Genomic DNA, 20,886 nt, shown 5'->3' with positions numbered 1-20,886 from the left:
TGGTCAGGAGACCGCCACGTGGGCCCGGAGCGGTGCCGGGTACCGATGCGGGAAGACACATGCTGCCACAGCACGGGAGGGGCCCTGCCGGCTGGGGTAACTTGTACGAAGTTCGCCCAGCGCGCCGCCCGAGGACCATCCCGGGCCGTGGGACCGGCAGGGCCGGAACCGCACACAGTCCAAGGAGCCCTGTATGAGCACTGAACAGACCACGGCCACCACGAAGTCGGCCGGACACGTCATCGTCGACACCCTCGAAGCCCATGGGGTCAAGCGGATCTACTCCGTTCCGGGTGAGAGCTACCTCGACGTGCTGGATGGTCTGCATCACTCCGCGATCGAGAACGTCATCTGCCGCCACGAGGGCGGGGCCGCCTACATGGCCGAGGCGGACGGCAAGATGAACTCCGTTCCCGGCATCGCCATGGTGACCCGCGGCCCCGGCGCCGCCAACGCCCACGTGGGGCTGCACACCGCGTGGCAGGACTCCACCGCCATGGTGCTGTTCGTGGGCCTGATCCCCTTCGAGCACCGGGGCAAGGAGGCCTTCCAGGAGTTCGACCCGCAGATGTGGTTCGAGTCCGGCGCCAAGCGCGTGATGACCCTGGACCACGCCGCCCGTGCCTCCGAGATCGTGGCCGAGGCCATGTTCGCCGCCACCTCCGGGCGCCCCGGCCCGGTGATCGTGGGCTTGCACGAGGACATCATCAAGGAGCAGATCAGCCCCGAGCTGCACCCGAACATCCCCGTCGCCACCGGCGGGATGACCGTGGAGGACTGGAAGGCCCTGAACGAGGCCCTGCAGGGCTCGGACAAGCCTCTGTTCATCACCGGCGGCAACGACTGGACCACCGAGGGCGCCGAGGCCCTGACGGCCTGGCTCGAGGAGCACCACATCCCCGCCGCGGCCGAGTGGCGCACCGAGGGCACCGTGCCCTTCACCTCGCCCTCCTATGTGGGCCCGATCGGCTACGGCCGCCCGAAGCCGACCTATGACCTGCTGGAGGAGACCGACCTCATCGTCTTCGTGGGCACCGTCCCCGGGGACGTGGTCACGGACGGCTTCAAGGTCCGCCAGAACTGGGACAAGAAGAACTTCCTCGTCACCATCGACCCCTCGCTGCGCGGCCGCTCCGGCCCCGTCTCCCACCAGATCGTGGCCAAGCCGGACGTGTTCGTGCGGGACCTGGTCCGCATGGACCTGGCCGTCAAGGAGAGCTGGAAGGAGTGGACGTCCCGTATGCGCGGCGAGCAGGAGAGGTTTGCCGCCCTGCCGTCCGCGGAGCCCGCCGAGGGCCAGGCCCGGATGGACACGCTCATGGCCAACCTGGTGCGGTCACTGCCCGAGGACGCCATGATCACCCTGGGTGCCGGTGAGCACACGAACTGGGCGCACCGCTACTTCCCCACCAACTCCTACGCGTCCATGGTCTCGGCCCGCAACGGCTCCATGGGCTACTCGGTGCCCTCCGCCGTGGCCGCGTCCCTGAACCACCCGGGCCGCCGCGTGGTGACCATCGCCGGTGACGGCGAGTTCCTGATGAACGGCCAGGAGCTGGCCACCGCCGCCCAGTACGGCGCCACCCCGCTGGTGGTCGTCATGGACAACCAGGAGTACGGCACCATCCGCACCCACCAGGAGCGGGACTACCCGAACCGGGTCTCCGGCACCCAGCTGAAGAACCCGGACTTCGCGAAGATGGCCGAGGCCTTCGGCGGCTTCGGGGTGCGCGTGGAGCAGGACGCCGACGTCCCGGCCGCCGTCGAGGCCGCCACCCAGGCGATCGACGAGGACGGCACCTTCGCCCTGATCCACCTGATCGTGGACCAGCGCGTCAAGGCCTACTGAGTCTTCTGCGCCTGACAGCACGCAGTGGCCGGCCCCGCGGGGCCGGCCACTGCGTGTTAACCGTGCCGCGTCGGGAACGACCCGCCGTCCCCGGAGACGGTCAGGACACCAGGGAGGGGATTCCCGACGCCGGCCGGTGACCCGCGGCGTTCGCGTCCGACATGTCTGCCCACCGGTTGATCGGGGACGGGGCATGGCGGCAGGTCTCGTACATGGCCGCGAATGCCGGATGGAAGACCTGGTTGAGCTGGTCGGTGCGGTCCTGCCACGCGTGGATCTCGGGCAGATAGCCGTTGAACTCGTCCACGATCCCCTGCTCGTCCAGGGTGGTCAGCGTCCCATGGTCCACCACGATCCGGCCGTCCACCATCACGTACTCGAGCGAGCTGCCGTTCTCGGAGTACACCAGCTGGTGGTCCAGCCGTTGCCGGGGGGTGAAGTTCAGCGTCTTCAGGTCCCAGATGAGCAGGTCGGCGCGCTTGCCGACCTCCAGGGAGCCGATGCTGCGGTCCAGCATGGCGGATCTGGCACCGTTGATCGTCCCGGCACGCAGGGTCTCCTCGACGGTCGGCCATCGATCGGTGTCGGAATCGGTGACCTTGTGCAGCAGGGAGGCCATCTTGATGACCTCCAGCAGGCGGGGGGTGTCCGAGGAGGACCAGCCGTCGGTGCCCAAGCCGAGGTTCACCCCGGCGTCCTGGTATTTGCGCCACGGCAGGATGCCGGATCCGAGTTTCAGGTTGGAGATCGGGTTGTGGGAGATGGAGACCTCGTGGTCGGCCAGGATCTCGATGTCCTCGTCGGTGACCCAGATGCCGTGCGCGAAGGTCGTGTTCCGGGACAGGGCGTCGATGCTCTGCATGTATTGCGGCAGGCTCATGCCGTAGAACTCCTGACCCGTGACCAGCTGGGTCTTGGTCTCGAGCATGTGGATGTGGCACTCGATCCCGTACCGGCCGGCCAGGGCCACGGCGCCGGTCAGCAGCTCCGGCGTGCAGCGTTGCGGGGCCGACGGTGCCAGCATGTAGTTGATGCGGCCATTTCCCCGGCCGCCGAAGCGGCGGATGGCCTGTTCGCTGAAGTCCAGGTACTCATTGGCGGTGACCAGGGACTCCCCGTGCGCCCGGGCGATGGTCTCGCGGTCGAGATGCTCAGAGACATACGGGGTGGTGTCGAGGAACGGCACGTTCTTGACATGTCCCGAGACGTTGGCGCGGATGCCGATCTCGTCGTAGGAGTCCACCACGGCCTCCAACTGACCGAAATCCAGTGAAGGGGTCTCCAGGACATCGTCCACCACGGTGGTGACACCCGATTTCAGGTTCTCCAAGGCGAACAGCTGGGACCGGGCCCGGATGAAGTCCGGGGAGCGCGGCGGGGCGCCGAGCGGCGGATAGGTGTACAGCTGCCAGGCCTCCAGGGGCATGTTGTCATACCGGCCCTTGTAGATACTCTCCCAGGAGTGGGTGTGGGCGTTGATGAATCCCGGGGTCACCAGCCGGTCGCGGCCGTCGATGACCTCGTCGCCCGGGATTTGCTCCAGGTTCGGGCCGATGGCGGCGATGTTCTGGCCGTCGATGCGGAGGTCAAGGGTCTGCGGCGAGCTGCCGGAGCCCTCGGACATGGTGATGACGTTGGCTTGGCGGATCAGGAGTGACATGGAGTGGTTTCCTTCATTCGGGTGCGTGGTCGACGGGTGGACAGGGGAGGGGGCGGTCAGAGGGTCGCGGCAGCGGTCGTGGCACCCCGGCGCCGGTCCCGCGTCCCCCACGCGGCGGACAGGGCAGCGGAGACGATGATGCCGACGAGTGCCGGGCTGCCGAGAGCGAGCATGTTGCAGGCGAAGGCGGCGGCTGCGCCGACCACGTAGGAGACGGCTCCCGGGATGCGGAATCGCGGTTGCCCGTCCAGGTCGGCTCCCGGGTCCTTGCCGCGCCAGGCCACGAAGAACGTTCCGATGAGGGCGCCACCCAGCGGAGGGATCACGATTCCGACGAGGACCAGGAAGTTGGTCATGGCATCGGCGACCCCGGTGATGGCTAGCACGATGCCGATGGCCACGCCGCCGATGATGAACGGGCTCTTGGACTTCCGTTCGAACAACTCCGCTCCGGCCACGCCGAAGGCGTAGGCGGCGTTGTCGTTGGTGGTCCAGAGGTTGGCGACCAGCAGGACCACCGCTGCGGTGATCAATCCCATGGTCATCAACAGGTTGACGAAGTCCGGCTCCCCGAAGGCCGCTGCACCGACGCCACCGAAGAACAGCATGGTGAAGTGGACGATCACCACGGCTGCGAAGACCATGCTGAACACCCGGAGCGAGGACCCCCTGTCAAAGCGACTCCAATTGCCAATCTGCGTGCCACCGGAGACGAAGGTGCCCACGAGGAGGGTGATGGCGAGACCAGGGGACATGTCACCCGTGCCCGCAGTGGCGAGCAGACCGGCCCATCCGCCCGTGTGTTCCATGGCCCGGAAGAAGACGAGCAGGCAGAGGGCCAGCATGAGCGGGATGGAGATCCAGGAGAGGATCTCGATTCCCTTGAAACCCACGTAGGCCGTGGTCGCCATCAGGATGCCGCCGACCACGATCACGGGCCACGTGATCTGCCAGCCGAAGGCGGTCGAGATGAGATCGCCCAGGATCCCGATGGTGATGGCGTACCAACCGACCTGGGTGCCGCCGAGTATCAACGAGGCCCACTTGCCGCCCCATCGCCCGAGCACGAGGCGTGACAGCAACACGGTCGTCAGCCCGGTGCGGGCGCTCGCGACGGCCAGCAGCCCGATGTAGACGGCCAGGATGAGCGACGCCGTGATCGCTAGGCCCAGATAGCCACCGAAGCCAGACGACGTCGCGACGGCGCCACCGGTGACCATCGTCGGGGTGTAGAAGACGAACCCGGCGATGACGATGACCAAGGAGAGGGTGGGGCGCCGTTGGTGCAGGGGAACCCGGGATGCGGGATAGTCAGCGTCCACCGGCCGACTGGCCTGGGTGGTGTCGACGGGTGGGGGTGCGAGGGCAGTCATATCGGCTCCTGGGCAGGTCGGTCGGAACACCCGGAACTGTAGGAGCAGGCACCCCCCGTTCAGCCGGTCCGGAAACACGGGACGTGGAGGTGGACAGGGTCGAGGAGGAAGAGAGTGCGGATCTACATCACCCGGCAATGGCTCCGAAACATCGCGGCCCTAGGGTCGAAACATGCCCCCTGGAAGCACCGGTCCACGACCCGACGAGGACGAAGTCCACTGGCCCACGGTGGAGCAAGTGCTCTCCTGGGGCGAGCTGAAGCTGTCCCTCAGGACGGTAGATGGGCACCTGGGCCGGAGGGTGCGGGCGGTCCTGACCACGGAGATGGTGGACAACACCGCGTTCCTGCGAGGCGGGGAGCTGCTGTTGACCACCGGTATGGTCTGGCGTTCCACGGAGGATGGGGCCGCCTTCGTCCGCGCGGCATCCCGGGCCGGCGTGGCCGCCATCGGGTTCGGGACGGGGCCGTGGAGCGAGGTCGTACCGGAGGCGCTGATGACCGCGGCGCGCAAGTCCTCGATGCCCGTGGTGGAGGTGCCGCGGTCCACCCCCTTCATGGCGATCGCTGAGCGGGTCGGGACGGACCAGGCCCGCCGCCGGGCCGAGCACACCGAGCGGGTGATGATCGGATCGCTCATGGACCACGTGCGCCGGGGGCAGGCGGATCCCGCGGTGCTGGCGGACCATGCGCCGTTCCTGGCCGCCGGGAACCACTGCCTGGCGGTCGCATGCCACGCGGCCGAGGGCGGGGTGCCGACGCCGTCCCGGGGACTGGCCCTGGTGGGCTGGCGCGATCGCCGCGTCTTGGTGGTCGGCGAGGAGGCGGCGGTGCGTCACCACGTGGAGTCCCGGAAGATCTCGGTGTACGGCTGGGGTGGCCCGGCCGCCGCGGGGTCCCTGCGGCGGCTGTTGGGAGAGGCCTGGAGCGCCTTCGAGGTCGCATGCCAGCGGGGCCGGCCGGCGGCCGCCAAGGACCTGGCCAGTGTGGGTGGGCTGCTGGCCCGGCTCACCCCGGAGCAGCTCTCGCCGTTCGCCGACCATGTGCTGGCGCCGATCCAACGCTACGATGCCATCCACGGCACGGAGCTGCTGGGCACCGTCGAGGTCTTCGTCCAGTCGAGGGGCTCCCTGGCCGGAGCGAGCAGGCTGTTGTACCTCCATGTCAACACGGTGCGCCAGAGGATGGCACGGGTGGGGGCACTGGTGGGGATCGATCCCTTGGACCCCGAAGGTCATCTGGTGCTGCGCTTGGCAACCCACGCCGCCGGCAGTGACGTGAGCCACACATAGGGATACGGTGGTGGGACCCCTACCTGCAGGAGGTTCCGTCATGACATCCCCCTCACCGGAAACCACCGGCGGCACCGAGTCCGTCCAGGCCCCCTCGGTGCTGGACGCCCGGCCAGAGGTTGAGGACGAATCCGTCTCGCGCGTCGGGATGACACAGGCCGCCCTGGACCTCATCACCGCACTCGAGCAGGTCCACGGACCGCTGATGTTCCACCAGTCCGGCGGCTGCTGCGACGGCTCCTCGCCCATGTGCTTCCCGGACGGCGACTTCAAGACCGGTGGCTCGGACATCCTGCTGGGCACCTTCGAGCTGCCCAGCGGCCACGGACTGGCGTTCTGGATGAGCCGGGAGCAGTTCGAGTACTGGAGGCACACCCACCTGACGCTGGACGTGGTGGACGGCCGCGGCTCGGGCTTCTCGGTGGAGGCCCCGGAGGGCAAGCGCTTCCTGATCCGCTCGCGGCTGATGGGCGTCGCGTGACCCTGCCCCTGTCCGGTCCCACCTACCAGCAGGCGGTCGAGCGGGCCCACGGTGAGCTGGCCGCCCTGACGAGGTTCCCGGGCCGGGGGCTGGGCCAGCTCCGGGGGGAGGTCGCCGACTCGTGGCGCCGGTCCCTGGTGAACCTCGGCGGCCCGGCCGGACGCCGGGAGCCCCGGATGGTCAGCGATGACGACCTGCGGGACGTGCGGCAGGGACATCGGTTGTCCCCGGTGCTGCCGATCATCCGCCGGCTGCTGGTGGATCCGGCGCTGGATGCGGGCCTGATCGTGGCGCTGGGCAACGCCGAGGGGCAGCTGCTGTGGGTCGAGGGGGACCCGGTGGCCCGCCGCCGTGCCGAGACTATGGGTTTTGTCCCCGGGGCGGACTGGTCCGAGGCCTCCATGGGGACCTCCGCGCCGGGGGTGGCGCTGTACTCCGGCCGGCCCGTGCAGGTCAGCCGCGCCGAGCACTTCCATCCCGTGGTGCACCCGTGGAGCTGCTCGGCGGTGCCGTTGCGGGACCCCGCGGACGGCAGGATCGTCGGCGTCATCGACCTGACCGGTGGGGACGAGGCCGTCTCGCCCCTGGCGCTGCCGCTGCTGAGCGCCGCGGCCGAGGCGGTGCAGTCGGCCTGGCGGGACCACGCACTCCCGGCCCCGGTGGCGCCGCCCCTCGCGATGCCGTCCCCGCCGGGGCCCGACGCCGGCCGGGAGGTTCTCGTGCGCGTCACCGGCGGGCTGCCCCCTCGGGTGTCCGGTCCCCACGGCACCTGGTGCGAGGCCTCCGGCAAGCATGCCGAGATCCTGACCCTGCTGGACTGGCACGGCCCGGGCCTCGGCGGCGCAGAGCTGGAGGATCTCCTCTACGGCCATCACGCCGGGACCACGCTGCGGGCGGAGATGCACCGGCTACGCCGCTTCCTGGCCGTGAGCGTGCCCTCGTTGTCCATCCGGTCACGGCCCTACCGGCTGGACGGCGGCCTGGTCACGGACGCCGTGCTGGCGCGGGACGCCCTGCGCCGGGGCGAGGTCGGCGCCGCCCTGTCCCAAGCCGCCGGGCCGGTGCTGCCGCGCTCGGTGTCCCCGGGCATCACCGAGATCCGCCGGCAGCTGGAGGCGGACCTGCGGGAGTCCGTACTGGAGAACGCCGGGATCGAGGACCTGTGGTCCTACGCCGGGCGCCCGGAGGCGGCCGGCGACCTGGACGTGTGGATGACGGCGCTGCAGCTGCTGCCGGCCGATTCCCCGCGCCGGTCCCTGGCCGTCAGCGCCGTGGAGCGGCTCCAGGCCGAGGGGGCCTAGCGAGCTCCAGGCCCGGAAGGCCGCGTCGGTGGGATGCAACGTTGATGCAACCTGACGGTGACTAGCCTCACAGTCAGCAGTCCAACCATCCCCGCCATCCCCGCCATCCAGGAGCTGACATGACCATCTACGCGAACCCCGGAACCGACGGATCGAAGGTGACCTTCAAGTCCCGCTACGAGCACTACATCGGCGGCGAGTGGGTCCCGCCGGTGAAGGGCCAGTACTTCGAGAACCCGTCCCCGGTCACCGGAAAGACCTTCACGGAGGTCGGCCGCGGCACGCCGGAGGACATCGAGGCCGCCCTGGACGCGGCCCACGCCGCGGCGGCGGCCTGGGGCAGGACCACCCCGGCGGAGCGGGCCGTGATCCTCAACAAGATCGCCGACCGCATGGAGGCCAACCTCGAGATGCTCGCGGTGGCCGAGACGTGGGACAACGGCAAGGCGGTCCGCGAGACGCTCAACGCGGACATCCCGCTGGCGATCGACCACTTCCGCTACTTCGCCGGCACCATCCGGGCCCAGGAGGGCTCCCTGTCCCAGATCGATGAGGACACGGTGGCCTACCACTACCACGAGCCCCTCGGGGTGGTGGGGCAGATCATCCCGTGGAACTTCCCGATCCTGATGGCCACGTGGAAGCTGGCCCCGGCGCTGGCAGCCGGCAATGCCGTGGTGCTCAAGCCCGCCGAGCAGACCCCGGCCTCCATCCTGGTGCTGGCCGAGCTGATCGGGGACCTGTTGCCGGCCGGCGTGCTGAACATCGTCAACGGCTTCGGACTGGAGGCGGGCAAGCCGCTGGCCTCCAACAAGCGCATCCGCAAGATCGCCTTCACCGGTGAGACCACCACGGGCCGGCTGATCATGCAGTACGCCTCGGAGAACCTCATCCCCGTCACCCTCGAGCTCGGCGGCAAGTCCCCGAACATCTTCTTCGAGGACGTCCTGTCCGCCGATGACGCGTACTGGGACAAGACCCAGGAGGGTTTCACCATGTTCGCCCTCAACCAGGGCGAGGTGTGCACCTGTCCCTCCCGCGCCCTGGTCCAGGAGTCCATCGCGGATCCCTTCCTCGAGGCCGTGGTGGAGCGCACCCGCGCCATCGTCCAGGGCAACCCGTTGGACACCGACACCCAGATGGGCGCCCAGGCCTCCAACGACCAGCTCGAGAAGATCAAGTCCTACCTGGACATCGGCCGCCAGGAGGGGGCCGAAGTGCTGCTCGGTGGCGAGCAGGCCCACCTGGACGGCGATCTGGCCGAGGGCTACTACGTCCAGCCGACGATCTTCCGGGGTCAGAACTCCATGCGCGTCTTCCAGGAGGAGATCTTCGGACCCGTGGTCTCGGTGGCCACGTTCAAGGACTTCGACGATGCCATGACCATCGCCAACGACACCCTCTACGGTCTCGGCGCCGGCGTCTGGTCCCGCAACGGCACCACCGCCTACCGGGCGGGCCGCACCATCCAGGCCGGCCGCGTCTGGGTGAACAACTATCACGCCTACCCGGCCCACGCGGCCTTCGGCGGCTACAAGTCCTCGGGCATCGGACGAGAGAACCACAAGATGATGCTCGACCACTACCAGCAGACCAAGAACCTGCTCGTCTCCTACTCGGAGAACAAGCTCGGCTTCTTCTAGACCCGGGCCCACCCGCCCGATCCCACACCCCACCCACCCATGACCCGGGTCCCGCGCGCCCACCAGGCGCCGCGGGACACCGGGCGGGCCGAACGCGCCCACACCGAACACCACGGCACCATCTACGAGCACACGACCCAGGAGTGACCATGAGCACCATGAAGGCCGCAGTCGTCGAGAACTTCAACCAGGACCTGGCGGTGAAGCAGGTTCCCATCCCCGAGCCGGGACCGGGCCAGGCCCTGGTCAAGCTGATCTCCTCGGGGGTCTGCCACACGGACCTGCACGCCGCCACGGGCGACTGGCCCGTCAAGCCCTCCCCGCCGTTCATCCCCGGCCACGAGGGTGTCGGTGTGGTCGAGAAGCTCGGCGAGGGTGTCACCGAGCTCAGCGTCGGTCAGATGGTCGGCAACGCCTGGCTCTGGAGCGCCTGTGGGACGTGTGAGCACTGCCGCACCGGCTGGGAGACCCTGTGCGAGAACCAGCAGAACGGCGGGTATTCCACGAACGGCTCGTTCAGCGAGTACATGCTGGTGGACGCCAAACACGCCCCGATCATCCCCGAGGGATCCGATCCCTACGAGGTGGGCCCCGTGCTCTGCGCCGGAGTCACCGTCTACAAGGGCCTGAAGCGGACCGAGGTGCGGCCCGGCCAGTGGGTCGTCATCTCCGGGATCGGCGGTCTGGGCCACATCGCGGTCCAGTACGCGGTGGCCATGGGCATGCGCGTGGTGGCCGTGGACGTGGCGGACGACAAGCTGGCCCTGGCGCAGAGGCACGGCGCCGAGATCGTGGTCAACGCCAATATCGCCGAGCCCTCGGTGGAGATCCAGGAGAAGATCGGCGGGGCGCACGGCGTGCTGGTCACGGCCGTCCACCCGAAGGCCTTCGGGCAGGCCATCGCCATGACCCGGCGTGGCGGGACCATCGTCTTCAACGGGCTGCCCCCGGGGGACTTCCCCGCCCCGATCTTCGACATCGTGCTCAAGGGGCTGACGATCCGCGGTTCGATCGTCGGTACCCGCCAGGACATGGTGGAGGCGCTCGAGTTCTACGCCGCCGGGAAGATCCGGCCGACCTACTCCAAGCGCCCCATCGAGGACATCAACGCCATCCTCGACGAGATGCACCACGCCAAGATCGAGGGCCGGGTGGTCCTGGACTACTCCGCCTCGTAGGGCGCTGGTCCGCCGACCGGTCCAGGACAGGGGCGGGCCCCGGGTGATCCGGCTGCGTGAGGGGGGACGCAATCTGCCGGGCCCGGGGCCCTGTCATCATCATCACTCGCACCTTGATGAGGTGCTCTCCACAGTAGGGGCCGGACCTGTTCGGGCACTTGGCCGCGGCTGGGAAAGCGCTGGCAATGCCGAGCGGCGCCCAGGGACGCTCAGAGGTACCGGCCGGCCAGCCGGGTGAGCGAGGCCTGGATGCCGTGGGCGTTGTCCTGCGGGCGCCGCGTCAGCTCGTAACCGCGGGCCACCACGTGCCGGGTCCAGGAGTAGTCGAAGGTCTCGGTGACCACGGTGCTCCCATCCCCCTGATCCTCGAATCGCCACCGCCACCGGTGCCCGCCCGGGTGCTTCCACTCCACGAGTTCGTTCTCGTCCGCGGCGGTGACCACGAGGGTCATGGTGTAGGGGACGCCGAACTTCCTCATCGCCACCGAGAACTCGTCCCCGACCGTCAGGCGGTCCGGACCGGTCTTGGCGTACTGGACCGTGGCGGAGCCGTCCACCTCGTGGTGCCGGTGCGGATTGGCCAGGATCGCGTACAGCTCCGAGGCCGGGGCGTTGACCGGGATCCGGTAGCTGACCTGCAGCGGGCCCGTGTCCACCGGCTGGGGCCAACCGGCCTGCGGGGCGGAGGTGGGCAGCCCGGTCTCGGGGTTGATGGCTGACGGAGTGGCGCGTTCGGGCTCGTTGCTCATGGTTCCAGTGTAGGAAGCGGGGGAGCGGCGGCCGCGGAGCGCGCGGCTAGGGTGGACTCGTCGCCCCCCCGCACCGATGGAGATCCCGCCATGCCCGACGCCGGCCCCGCCCCCGAGCGCGCACCGAGCCACCCCGAGGTGGCCCAGAACCTCGCCGTGGTCCGGACGGGCGCGACGCCGGAGCAGCGGCAGTCCGTGTGGCGCACCCTGCGCCGGCCCGGGTGGCTGAAGACCGAGCTGCTGTCCGGGATCGTGGTGGGGCTGGCCCTGATCCCGGAGGCCATCGCCTTCTCCCTCATCGCCGGGGTGGACCCGCAGGTGGGCCTGTTCGCCGCGGCGATCATGGCGATCTCCATCTCCTTCCTCGGCGGCCGGCCCGCCATGATCTCCGCCGCCACCGCGGCCACCGCCCTGGTGATCGCCCCGGTGGTGGCCAGCCACGGGGTCGAGTACCTCTTCGCCACCGTGATCCTGGCCGGGATCCTGCAGGTGGTGCTGGGACTGGCCGGCGTCGCCCGGCTCATGCGCTTCATCCCCCGGTCGGTCATGACCGGGTTCGTCAACGCGCTGGCCATCCTCATGGTCCTGTCCCAGCTGCCGGACCTGATGGGGGTTCCCTGGCCGGTCTATGCGCTGGTGGGGCTGGGGTTGTTGATCATCTTCCTGTTCCCGAGGCTGACGGGAGCGGTGCCGGCGTCACTGGTCTCCATCCTGGTGGTCACCGGCCTCGTGGTGGTGGCCCAGCTGGCGGTGCCCACCGTGGGGGACAAGGGCGAGCTGCCCCAGGGGCTGCCGATGCTGGTGCTGCCCCAAGTGCCGTTGACCCTGGAGACGCTCCAGGTGATCTTCCCCTACGCGGCCGCCATGGCCGTCGTCGGGCTGATGGAGTCCCTCATGACGGCCAAGCTGGTGGACGACATCACGGACACCGGTTCCTCCAAGACCCGGGAGTCCCTCGGCCAGGGCGGGGCGAACATCATCTCCGGATTCTTCGGCACCATGGGCGGTTGCGCCATGATCGGGCAGACCATGATCAACGTGAAGGCCAACGGCGCCCGCACCCGCCTGTCCACCCTGACCGCCGGGGTGATGCTACTGGTGCTCTCCGTGGCGCTGGGGGACGTGGTGGGGGCGGTGCCGATGGCCGCGCTGGTGGCCGTCATGCTCTACGTCTCCTGGGCCACCTTCGAATGGCACTCCGTCCGGCCCTCGACCCTGCGGGCCATGCCGAAGTCGGAGACGGCCGTCATGGTGGTGACGGTGGCCGGCACCGTGGCCACGGGCAACCTCGCGGTGGGTGTGGGCCTGGGTGTGCTGGCGGCCATGGTGCTGTTCGCGCGGCGGGTCGCGCACTTCGTCACGGTGCGCCGCGTCGAGCAGGAGCCCGACGCCGGCTCGGTCACCTACCGGGTGGACGGCGAGTTGTTCTGGGCCTCCTCCAACGACCTCTACACCCAGTTCGACTACCTGGCGGACCCGGACCGCGTGGTGATCGACCTGAGCGACTCCCACCTGTGGGACGTCTCCACGGTGGCCAGCCTGGACGCGATCACGGAGAAGTACGAGCGCTACGGCAAGACCGTGGAGGTGGTGGGCCTGAACGAGGCCAGCGCTGCCATGCGGCAACGGCTACGCGGGAAGATCGCTCCCGGAGGCTGAGCCCGACGGCGGATCGAGCACCAGGTCCAGCAGGTCGGGGAACCCCGGCCCCTCCGCGGGGCGCCCTGCGGACCCGGCTGCCGCGCCGCCCCCGAGGGCCAGCCCGAGTTCCTGGGCCTGGCGCCGCTGCTGGACCACGAGGGCATGGCCGAGCAGCAGTGAGAGGACGGCCTCCACGAGCACGGCCTGCCCCGGGGCCGCCTCCTCCAGCAGGGTCCGCACCCGGCGGCCGCCGGTACCGAGCGCCACCACCGAGGCCACCAGTTCGGCGCCGTCCCGCGTGGCGAGCAGGCGCCCGTGCAGGGCCATGGCCCGGCCGTGGACGTCGGTGGGCCGGTCGCCCGTGAGGCCGGGGGCGCGGACCTCGGAGAGCAGCCGATCGGCCACGAGCGCGAGCAGCGACTGCTTGTCCGGCACGTGCCAGTACAGCGCCGAGGGCTGGACCTGGAGCTCCTTGGCCACGCGGCGCATCGAGAGGTCAGCCAGCCCGTAGTCCCGGAGGATTCGCAGCGAGGCCTGCACCAGGTCCTCGACGTCGAGGGCAGGGGTCGTGGCGGAGCGCGGCATGGATATAGGCTACCCTGAACACTGTTCACTGAACGGTGTTCAGGACGCGATCGTCCTGACGCTCCGCCATCTGCAACCGCTCGCCGCCCGGAGGTCCCATGCGCAGCATCCCTCAGCCGACACAGCCGACACAGGCGGCCGTCTCGCCCCTCCCGCCTGCCGCGGACCCGCAGGGGGAGGCACCGAGCGGCACCGTCAGCCCGCACCCCGGCCACGCAGTCGGCCGGGCCGTCGCCCGGGAGGACGCCCTGCGCTCGCTGGCCCGGATCGCCGTCTTCGCCGCCCTCATCGGCGCGCTCGGGCTGATGGGCGCGGTGCCGGTGCCCGGACTGGTGCCGATCACCGCCCAGACCCTCGGCGTCATGCTCGCCGGGGCCATCCTGGGCCCCTGGCGCGGAGCCGCCGCGGTGTGCCTGCTGCTGGTGCTCGTGGCCTTCGGGATGCCGCTGCTCTCGGGCGGCCGCGGAGGCCTGGGGGTCTTCGTGGGCCCGAGCGCGGGGTACTTGTTCGGCTGGGTGCTGGGCGCCGCCGTCGTGGGCCTGTTCCTCCACGGCTTCCGGCGCTCCCGCGGGGCGGCCGTCCCTGGCCGCCACCGGCCGCTCCGGCCGACGTGGCTGCGCGCGGTGCCCGGCATGCTCGTGGGCGGGATCCTCGCCATCTATGCCGTGGGCATCCCGGTGCAGGCCCTCATCACCGGGATGGCGCTCGCGGACACCGCCCTGACCTCCCTGGCGTTCCTGCCCGGCGACCTCCTCAAGGCGGCCGTCGCCTGCCTCGTGACCATGGCCCTGTGGCGGGCGTACCCCCGTGCCTTCCGCTGACCGGATCGCCCCGATCCGCGGGGCCGACCACGCCGCCGTGCTGGACGCTGCCCTCGAGGCACGCGCCGGCGGCCGGGTGCCGCTGGTGGGGGACGAGCGGTGGACGCAGGGTCACTGGGACGCCGTGGTGCGGACCGTGCGGTCCCACGGCGTGCCGCCGGAGGCCGACTGGGCCACCTTCACCTCCGGCAGCGCCGGGACCCCCCGCGTGGTGCTGCGCACCGAGGCCTCCTGGCGCACCGCCTACCCGGCCGTCACCGCCCTGCTGGACGCCCGGGCCGGCGACCGCATCCTCGTCCCCGTGCACCCCGTCTCCTCCATGGCCCTCAACGCAGCCGCGCACGCCCGCGCCACCGGGCTCGACGTCCGCGTCCCGGCCGGGGCCCGGCTGCGGGCCACGGACCTGGCCGGTCCGGACGGCCCCGAGCTGATGCACGGCACCCCGTGGCAGCTGCGGGACCTCGTGGACCTGCTCGAGGCCGGCACCCGCACCACCCTGCGCGGCGTCCTGGTCGGCGGGGACCGGCTGGATCCCGCGCTCGCCGCCCGCGCCCGGGCCCACGGGCTACGCGTGGCGTCCTACTTCGGGGCGGCCGAGCTGTCCTACGTGGCGGCGGACACCGGGGACGGGCTGCGGCCGCTCGACGGGGTGGACGTGCAGGTCCGGGACGGTGTCCTCTGGGTCCGCACCCCCCAGCGCGCCCTGGGCACCGTGGGCGCCGGTGGCCACCTGACCGCCGGCGCCCTGCAGGACGACGACGGCTGGGTCACCGTCGGCGACCGCGCCCGCCTCGAGGACGGGGTGCTGGTCCCGGCTGGACGGGCGGACGAGGCCATCCTCACGGCCGGCGCCACGGTGGTCCCCGCCGACGTGGAGGCCGTGCTGACCAAGATCGAGGGCGTTCAGGCGGCCCTCGTGGTCGGCCGGCCGGACGCCCTGCTCGGCCAGCGGGTGGCCGCCTACCTCGAGCCGGCCCCCGGGACAGTCCTGGACGCCGCCGCCGTGCGGCGGATCCGCTCGGCCGCGGGGGAGTGGCTGGCGGTGGCCCAGCGGCCGCGGCACTGGCGGACCGTCCCGGAGCTGCCGCGGACCGGTTCGGGCAAGGTCCGCCGGTTGGACGCCGGGCAGGCCGAGGCCCTGGCTGGCGAGACCCTGGTCGTCCGTCCGGACGCCTCCCCGGTGGGGGGCCGGGCATGAGCGACGCACCCGCGCCCGGCGTCGCGATCGTCGCCGCCGCCCGTACCCCCGTCACCGGGCGGTCCCGCGCCCAGGGCCACCTCGGCGCCGACCAGCTGGCCGCTCCCGTCCTGCGCCACCTGGCGAGCGCCGCCGGTCAGGTGCCGGCCGCCGTCGTGCTGGGGAACTGCTGCGGCCCGGGCGGCAACCCGGCCCGCGTGGCGGCCCTGGGCGCCGGATTCGGGACGGGGGCCGTGGGCTGGAGCGTGGACGCCCAGTGCGGCGCGGGCCTCGTGGCGATCCAGCAGGCCGCCGACCACGTGCTGCGCACCGGGGCCCCGGTGGCCGCCGGCGGCACGGAGAGCGCCTCCACGGCGCCCGCGCGCCTGCTCTCGGGGGTGCCCTACCGCCAGGCGCCGATGGCCCCGGCGGGATTCGCGGACCCGGACATGACCGAGGCGGCCGACGACCTGGCCCGGCAGCTGGGCCTCGGCCGGGAGCGCCAGGACGCCTTCGCCGCCCGCAGCCATGCCCTCGCCCTGGAGCACGCCGCGCTGCGGTCCCGGGAGACCGTGCCCGGACTGGGGCGCGACGACGGCCCGCGCCGGCTGGGTGCCGGCGTGCTGTCCCGCTTCCGCCCGGTGGTGGACCGCCCCGGGGCCACCGTGACCCCGGCGACCGCGGCCCGGGTCTCCGACGGGGCCGCCGCCGTGCTGCTGGTGCCGGCGGAACGGGCGGGACGCGCCGGAACGGCCACACCGCAGGTAGCGCCGCAGGGTGTACCGAAGCCTGGGGCGGTGGGGGAGCCGGGACGCCCGATGACCGCGCCCTGCCTGCTGCGCGCCTGGGTGCTGACGGGCGGGGACCCGGCGCTGCCCGGGCTGGCACCCGTGGCGGCCGTCCGCGCGGCACTGGACCAGGCCGGCGTCGGGCTCGGGGAGCTCGCCGCCGTGGAACTGGTGGAGGCCTACGCGGCCCAGGCGCTGGCGTCCCTCGACGGGCTGGGGCTCGTCGATCCGGTGGACGGCGGGACCGGCAGCCGGATCGACCCGCGGGTCAACGCCGCCGGCGGGGCGCTCGCGCTGGGCCACCCCTGGGGCGCCTCCGGGGCGCTGGCCGTGGTCCGGCTGGTCCACCGGCTCGACGGGATGGCCCCCGGATCCCTGGGGGTGGCCGCGTGTGCCATCGGCGGGGGCATGGGGGCGGCGATGGTGCTGGAGCGGCTGCCATGACGGTGCAGATCTCCGGGCTGCGGATCGAGGCCGAGGACGGCGGGCGGCGCGCCGTGCTGCTGGATGGTCTCACGTGCACCCTCTCCGCCCACACCACCGCGGTGATCGGGGAGAACGGCTCCGGCAAGTCCACGCTCGCCCGGGCCGTCGGGGGACTGAACCGGCCGGCCGCCGGCACCGTCCACGTCAGTGGCCTGGACACCGTCCGGCAGGCCCGGCAGCTGCGGCGGCGGGTGGGGTTCCTCTTCGCGAACCCGGCCGCCCAGGTCATCATGCCCACGGTGCGCGAGGACGTGGCCCTGACCCTGCGCGGGCGGGGGCTGTCCCGCGGCGAGGTCGCGGAGCGGGTGGAGCGGGCCCTGGTGGAGCACGAGCTGACGGAGCTGGCGGACCGTCCCTGCCTGTCCCTGTCCTCGGGGCAGCAGCAGCGCCTGGCCCTGTGCGCCGTCCTGGTAGGGGAGCCGGACCTCGTGATCGCGGACGAGCCGACCTCCCTGCTGGACGCCCGCCACCGGCGCGCGGTGGCGCGGCGGCTGCTGGACGCGGACGGGCCGGACGTGCTGCTCGTGACGCACGACCTCGAGCTGGCCCGGCGCTGCGAGGAGGCGGTGCTGATCGACGGCGGGCGGCTGGTGCGCCAGGGGCCGCCCGCCGACGTCATCGCCGCCTATGAGGAGCTGCTGCCGGCATGATCTCGCTCTACGTGCCGGGCCGCGGGCCGCTGCACCGGATGCCGGCCGGCGTGAAGCTGGGCGGGTTCGCGGTGCTCGCACTCGCGGTGTCCTTCCTGCCCGCGTCCTGGTGGGCCGCGGCGGGACTGCTGGCCCTGCCGCCCGTGGTGTTCGCCGTGGCGGGGCTGGGGTGGCGGCTGCTCGCCCGGGACGCGCGGCTGCTGGTGATGCTGCTGGCGTTCCTGGTGGTGACGCAGCTGGTCTTCCTGGAACCGGTGCAGGCCGCCACCAACACCGCCCGCGTCCTGAGCCTGGTGCTGCTGGCCCAGGCCGTCACCCGCACCACTCCGGTGGAGGGGGTTCTCGGCGCGGCGGAGGCGCTGTTCGGGCCGTTGCGGCGGTTCGGGGTGCGCCCCGACCGCATCGGCCTGGCCCTCGCGCTGACGCTGGCCGCCGTGGGCCAGCTCGGGCTGTCCATCCGCCAGGTGCGCGAGGCCCAGCGCAGCCGCGGGGTCCGGGCAGGCGCATGGGCGTGGGTGGTTCCGGTGCTCGTGCTCTCCCTCCAGCACGCCGACGACGTCGGCGACGCCCTGGTGGCCCGCGGTCAGTCGTGACCGCAGGTCAGCGGCCGGGCGGCGGGTGCCACAATGGGCGCCATGCAACCCGACGACCTCGATGCCCGGCTGGTCCAGCTGCTGACCGACCATCCGCAGCTGCCCATCCTGGAATGTGCCCGCCGGCTGGGGGTGGCCCGCGGCACCGTCACCAGCCGGCTGGCCCGGCTTCAGGCAGGGGGCGTGATCTCGGCGATCGTCCCGCAGGTCGATCCAGCGGGCTTCGGCTATGACCTGGTGGCCTTCTGCTCGGTGGACATCATCCAGAACATCGGCCACGAACCCGTGACCGAGGGCATCCTCGCGGCCATCCCCGAGGTGACCGACCTCTACACGGTCACCGGGGACCACGACCTGCACCTGCGGGTGGTGGCCCGCAACGGCCAGGACCTGCAGGACGTGCTGGACCGGATCTCCCAGCTGCCCGGGGTGGCGCGCACCTCGTCCTCCCTGGCCCTGCGCACCCACATCCAGGGGCGCACGTTGCCCCTGCTCCATGCGGTGACCGACTCGACTTCCTGAGGCGCCCAGGGCCGGTCAGGGTGTCCAGTTATGTGGCCGTGCGGCCAGTCAGAATGCACAGAGTGTTCAGCTGATGCTGGTTCGATTGCGCAGTGGGGGCTGGCCCCACACACTTCTCGGCAAGACCCGACATCCATCTGGCCGAGGAGTTCCCCGTGACCGCTGCGCCCGCCCCCACCGTCTCACCGACCGTCTCGCCCGCCGCCTCCGCCGTGCGCGCCACCGTGCCCCAGGCCGTGGCCGGAGTGGTCCGGGAGCACGCCGAGCTGCTCTTCGGCCTGATGGGCAACGGCAACGCCCACCTGATCAGTGAACTGACCAGCACGGGATTCACGCTCGTGACCGTGCGTCATGAGGCCGGAGCGGTCGCCGCCGCCGATGCCTACTACCGGGCCTCGGGTCGGGTCGGCACCGCGACCGTCACCTACGGTGCCGGCTTCACCAACACCCTCACCGCCCTGGCGGAGGCCTCCCTGGCGCGGATCCCGCTGGTGTTGATCGTGGGAGACGCCCCCACCACGGGGCCGCGCTACTTCGACATCGACCAGGTCGGGATGGCCGCTGCCGCCGGCGTGGAGACCGTCCGCCTGGATGAGCAGGACCCCGCCGCCCAGGTGCGCGACGCCTACGCCCGCGCCGCGTCCGGACGGCGCCCCGTCGTCGTCGCGATCCCCTACGACCTGGTGGAAGTGCCGGTCCGCACCCCGGCCGGCCCCTCGGCGGAGAGCGCCGGAGGCTCGCCGGCCGACGGAGGGACCGCCGGTGATGCGCCGGCCGAAGCTGACCTCGAGCCGCTGGTCGCCGCGTTGCGCACGGCGGAGCGGCCACTGCTCGTCGCCGGCCGGGGCGTGCTGGACTCCCCGGGCGGCCCCGAGGCGATGCGAAACCTGGCCGACCGGTTGGGGGCCCTGCTGGCGACCTCCGTGATGGCCCGCACGGTGGCCGGCCCCGAGGGCGACCTGGGCATCGCCGGTGGCTTCGGCCGCCTGGAGCGGGTGGAGATCATGCGCCAGGCCGATGTGGTGCTGGTGGTCGGTGCCAGTATGAACCCCTTCCAGATGCGCTATGGCACGGTCTTCGGGTCGGAGGCCACCGTGCTGCAGGTCGACGTGGACCCGGCGCGCCGGCATCAGCGCACCGCGCACTTCCTGCCGGCCGACGCCGGCACCGCCCTCCGGGCGCTCATGGGCCGCGTCGGCGCCAGCCCGGCCGAGAACGGCCGGGCTGACGGCGGCTGGCGGGCCCGCCAGCCGATTCCGCCGGCTCCCCGGTTGGCCCCCTCGGAAGACGGGCTGGCCGCCGACGGCCGACTGGACCCGCGGGCCATGGCCCTGGCCCTGGAGGAGATCCTGCCCCGGGAGCGGACCTTCGTGCAGGACGGCGGGCACTTCATCGGCTGGATCCCACTGATGTGCTCCGTTCCGGACGCCCGCTCCCACACGTTCGTGGGCACGGCCTTCCAGTCGATAGGTCTCGGATTCCCGTCCGCCGTCGGCGCCGCGATGGCCCGGCCGGACCGGACCACCGTGCTGGTGACCGGTGACGGGGGCGGCCTGATGGCCCTGGCCGACCTGGAGAGCTTCGTGAAGCAGGCCCGCTCCGGCGTGGTGGTGGTCTTCAACGACGCCGCCTACGGGGCCGAGCTGCACCAGTACGCCGCGCGCGGGCTGGACGAGCGGGCCATGCTCATCGACGAGGTCGACTTCGCCGCCGTGGGCCGGACCTTCGGGGCCGAGGGGATCAAGGCGCGCAGCCTGCAGGACCTGGATGCTCTGCGGGACTGGGTGGTCCGGGGCGCCGAGGGCGTGTTCGTGCTGGACCTGCCGATCTCCCAGGACGTCGTGGCCGAGTACATGGCCGAGTCCATGGCCGGCGCGGTCCCGGCCCCGCGGCCGCTGCCCGTGGACTGAGGGCGGGTCGGCGGAGGGACGCAGCACGCCAGACACCGCAGAAGACAGGGCTGGGGCCGGGACGGAATGTCCTGCCCCAGCCCTGTCTGGTGGGGCGGGACAGGCCACGCTGAGTGGCGTCCACCACGCCCGGGAAGGTAGGGGGTGTTCAAGGTCACGCTGGATCGTATACGATCAGGCTGCAATGA

General features: G+C 71.7%; 18 protein-coding genes. 14 read left to right on the top strand and 4 right to left on the bottom strand.

Annotated elements, in window-relative coordinates; genetic code table 11:
• The first annotated feature begins 193 nt into the window (after nt 1–193).
• A complete protein-coding gene (locus RE421_RS02085) occupies nt 194–1,849 on the top strand; it encodes a thiamine pyrophosphate-dependent enzyme (RefSeq protein WP_309813522.1) in 1,656 nt (551 codons plus the stop codon).
• Nucleotides 1,850–1,949: 100 nt separating this feature from the next.
• On the opposite strand, the gene RE421_RS02080 is transcribed toward RE421_RS02085, so the two are convergent.
• Nucleotides 1,950–3,509, bottom strand: coding sequence for an amidohydrolase (locus RE421_RS02080; protein WP_309813519.1), 1,560 nt, complete (start codon nt 3,507–3,509; stop codon nt 1,950–1,952).
• A gap of 56 nt (nt 3,510–3,565) precedes the next feature.
• Entirely contained in the window at nt 3,566–4,882 is a 1,317-nt protein-coding gene (locus RE421_RS02075) for a cytosine permease (protein ID WP_309813516.1), read from the bottom strand.
• A 172-nt stretch (nt 4,883–5,054) separates the two neighbouring features.
• On the opposite strand from RE421_RS02075, the gene RE421_RS02070 reads away from it, so the two are divergent.
• The 5 genes from RE421_RS02070 (at nt 5,055) to adhP (ending at nt 10,776) form a co-directional block, all read left to right on the top strand.
• Nucleotides 5,055–6,173: a PucR family transcriptional regulator gene (locus RE421_RS02070; RefSeq protein ID WP_309813513.1), complete on the top strand. Its 1,119-nt coding sequence runs from the start codon at nt 5,055–5,057 to the stop codon at nt 6,171–6,173.
• 40 nt (nt 6,174–6,213) lie between these two features.
• Nucleotides 6,214–6,654, top strand: a complete 441-nt coding sequence (locus RE421_RS02065) for a DUF779 domain-containing protein (protein WP_309813510.1) — start codon at nt 6,214–6,216, stop codon at nt 6,652–6,654.
• Nucleotides 6,651–7,955 (top strand): GAF domain-containing protein, encoded by a 1,305-nt coding sequence (locus tag RE421_RS02060; protein ID WP_309813507.1) that lies wholly within the window; start codon nt 6,651–6,653, stop codon nt 7,953–7,955. Before RE421_RS02065 ends, RE421_RS02060 begins: the two co-directional genes overlap by 4 nt.
• Nucleotides 7,956–8,074: 119 nt before the next feature.
• On the top strand, nt 8,075–9,598 hold the full coding sequence (gene adh / locus RE421_RS02055; RefSeq protein WP_309813504.1) for an aldehyde dehydrogenase: 1,524 nt from the start codon (nt 8,075–8,077) through the stop codon (nt 9,596–9,598).
• Between the two features lie 149 nt (nt 9,599–9,747).
• Nucleotides 9,748–10,776: an alcohol dehydrogenase AdhP gene (gene adhP / locus RE421_RS02050; RefSeq protein ID WP_309813492.1), complete on the top strand. Its 1,029-nt coding sequence runs from the start codon at nt 9,748–9,750 to the stop codon at nt 10,774–10,776.
• A 209-nt stretch (nt 10,777–10,985) separates the two neighbouring features.
• On the opposite strand, the gene RE421_RS02045 is transcribed toward adhP, so the two are convergent.
• Nucleotides 10,986–11,525, bottom strand: a complete 540-nt coding sequence (locus RE421_RS02045; RefSeq protein WP_309813480.1) for an SRPBCC family protein — start codon at nt 11,523–11,525, stop codon at nt 10,986–10,988.
• Nucleotides 11,526–11,615: 90 nt separating this feature from the next.
• On the opposite strand from RE421_RS02045, the gene RE421_RS02040 reads away from it, so the two are divergent.
• Nucleotides 11,616–13,184, top strand: a complete 1,569-nt coding sequence (locus tag RE421_RS02040) for a SulP family inorganic anion transporter (RefSeq protein ID WP_309813470.1) — start codon at nt 11,616–11,618, stop codon at nt 13,182–13,184.
• Here the strand turns inward: RE421_RS02040 and RE421_RS02035 are convergent.
• Nucleotides 13,155–13,751 carry a TetR family transcriptional regulator gene (locus tag RE421_RS02035; RefSeq protein ID WP_309813460.1) on the bottom strand — a complete coding sequence of 199 codons (597 nt, stop codon included), beginning with the start codon at nt 13,749–13,751 and terminating at the stop codon, nt 13,155–13,157. The genes RE421_RS02040 and RE421_RS02035 overlap by 30 nt on opposite strands.
• Before the next feature lie 98 nt (nt 13,752–13,849).
• On the opposite strand from RE421_RS02035, the gene RE421_RS02030 reads away from it, so the two are divergent.
• The 7 genes from RE421_RS02030 (at nt 13,850) to RE421_RS02000 (ending at nt 20,698) form a co-directional block, all read left to right on the top strand.
• The gene (locus RE421_RS02030; RefSeq protein WP_309813454.1) at nt 13,850–14,572 is read left to right on the top strand and encodes a biotin transporter BioY; all 723 of its coding nucleotides are present in this window, start codon (nt 13,850–13,852) and stop codon (nt 14,570–14,572) included.
• Nucleotides 14,559–15,770: an AMP-binding enzyme gene (locus RE421_RS02025; RefSeq protein WP_309813451.1), complete on the top strand. Its 1,212-nt coding sequence runs from the start codon at nt 14,559–14,561 to the stop codon at nt 15,768–15,770. Before RE421_RS02030 ends, RE421_RS02025 begins: the two co-directional genes overlap by 14 nt.
• The gene (locus RE421_RS02020) at nt 15,767–16,981 is read left to right on the top strand and encodes a thiolase family protein (protein WP_309813444.1); all 1,215 of its coding nucleotides are present in this window, start codon (nt 15,767–15,769) and stop codon (nt 16,979–16,981) included. The genes RE421_RS02025 and RE421_RS02020 overlap by 4 nt, the downstream gene beginning before the upstream one ends.
• Nucleotides 16,978–17,673 (top strand): ABC transporter ATP-binding protein, encoded by a 696-nt coding sequence (locus tag RE421_RS02015; protein ID WP_309813442.1) that lies wholly within the window; start codon nt 16,978–16,980, stop codon nt 17,671–17,673. The genes RE421_RS02020 and RE421_RS02015 overlap by 4 nt, the downstream gene beginning before the upstream one ends.
• Nucleotides 17,670–18,266: an energy-coupling factor transporter transmembrane protein EcfT gene (locus tag RE421_RS02010; protein ID WP_309813440.1), complete on the top strand. Its 597-nt coding sequence runs from the start codon at nt 17,670–17,672 to the stop codon at nt 18,264–18,266. The genes RE421_RS02015 and RE421_RS02010 overlap by 4 nt, the downstream gene beginning before the upstream one ends.
• Nucleotides 18,267–18,308: 42 nt before the next feature.
• Nucleotides 18,309–18,788 carry an Lrp/AsnC family transcriptional regulator gene (locus tag RE421_RS02005; protein ID WP_309813438.1) on the top strand — a complete coding sequence of 160 codons (480 nt, stop codon included), beginning with the start codon at nt 18,309–18,311 and terminating at the stop codon, nt 18,786–18,788.
• A gap of 281 nt (nt 18,789–19,069) precedes the next feature.
• Nucleotides 19,070–20,698 (top strand): thiamine pyrophosphate-binding protein, encoded by a 1,629-nt coding sequence (locus tag RE421_RS02000; protein WP_396134623.1) that lies wholly within the window; start codon nt 19,070–19,072, stop codon nt 20,696–20,698.
• Nucleotides 20,699–20,886 lie beyond the last annotated feature (188 nt).

The organism is Citricoccus sp. I39-566, from assembly GCF_031432995.1.
Taxonomy (GTDB): domain Bacteria; phylum Actinomycetota; class Actinomycetes; order Actinomycetales; family Micrococcaceae; genus Citricoccus; species Citricoccus nitrophenolicus_A.
This window is presented reverse-complemented; position numbering and strand designations above follow the sequence as displayed.

What these genes read in the sequence shown, in the direction of transcription:
- RE421_RS02040 (WP_309813470.1), top strand. Translation starts at nt 11,616, where the DNA reads ATGCCCGACGCCGGCCCCGCCCCCGAGCGCGCACCGAGCCACCCCGAG.
- RE421_RS02085 (WP_309813522.1), top strand. Translation starts at nt 194, where the DNA reads ATGAGCACTGAACAGACCACGGCCACCACGAAGTCGGCCGGACACGTC.
- RE421_RS02005 (WP_309813438.1), top strand. Translation starts at nt 18,309, where the DNA reads ATGCAACCCGACGACCTCGATGCCCGGCTGGTCCAGCTGCTGACCGAC.
- RE421_RS02015 (WP_309813442.1), top strand. Translation starts at nt 16,978, where the DNA reads ATGACGGTGCAGATCTCCGGGCTGCGGATCGAGGCCGAGGACGGCGGG.
- RE421_RS02045 (WP_309813480.1), bottom strand. Translation starts at nt 11,525, where the DNA reads ATGAGCAACGAGCCCGAACGCGCCACTCCGTCAGCCATCAACCCCGAG.
- RE421_RS02075 (WP_309813516.1), bottom strand. Translation starts at nt 4,882, where the DNA reads ATGACTGCCCTCGCACCCCCACCCGTCGACACCACCCAGGCCAGTCGG.
- RE421_RS02065 (WP_309813510.1), top strand. Translation starts at nt 6,214, where the DNA reads ATGACATCCCCCTCACCGGAAACCACCGGCGGCACCGAGTCCGTCCAG.
- RE421_RS02035 (WP_309813460.1), bottom strand. Translation starts at nt 13,751, where the DNA reads ATGCCGCGCTCCGCCACGACCCCTGCCCTCGACGTCGAGGACCTGGTG.
- RE421_RS02010 (WP_309813440.1), top strand. Translation starts at nt 17,670, where the DNA reads ATGATCTCGCTCTACGTGCCGGGCCGCGGGCCGCTGCACCGGATGCCG.
- adh (WP_309813504.1), top strand. Translation starts at nt 8,075, where the DNA reads ATGACCATCTACGCGAACCCCGGAACCGACGGATCGAAGGTGACCTTC.
- adhP (WP_309813492.1), top strand. Translation starts at nt 9,748, where the DNA reads ATGAGCACCATGAAGGCCGCAGTCGTCGAGAACTTCAACCAGGACCTG.
- RE421_RS02030 (WP_309813454.1), top strand. Translation starts at nt 13,850, where the DNA reads ATGCGCAGCATCCCTCAGCCGACACAGCCGACACAGGCGGCCGTCTCG.
- RE421_RS02020 (WP_309813444.1), top strand. Translation starts at nt 15,767, where the DNA reads ATGAGCGACGCACCCGCGCCCGGCGTCGCGATCGTCGCCGCCGCCCGT.
- RE421_RS02000 (WP_396134623.1), top strand. Translation starts at nt 19,070, where the DNA reads ATGGGCAACGGCAACGCCCACCTGATCAGTGAACTGACCAGCACGGGA.
- RE421_RS02070 (WP_309813513.1), top strand. Translation starts at nt 5,055, where the DNA reads ATGCCCCCTGGAAGCACCGGTCCACGACCCGACGAGGACGAAGTCCAC.
- RE421_RS02080 (WP_309813519.1), bottom strand. Translation starts at nt 3,509, where the DNA reads ATGTCACTCCTGATCCGCCAAGCCAACGTCATCACCATGTCCGAGGGC.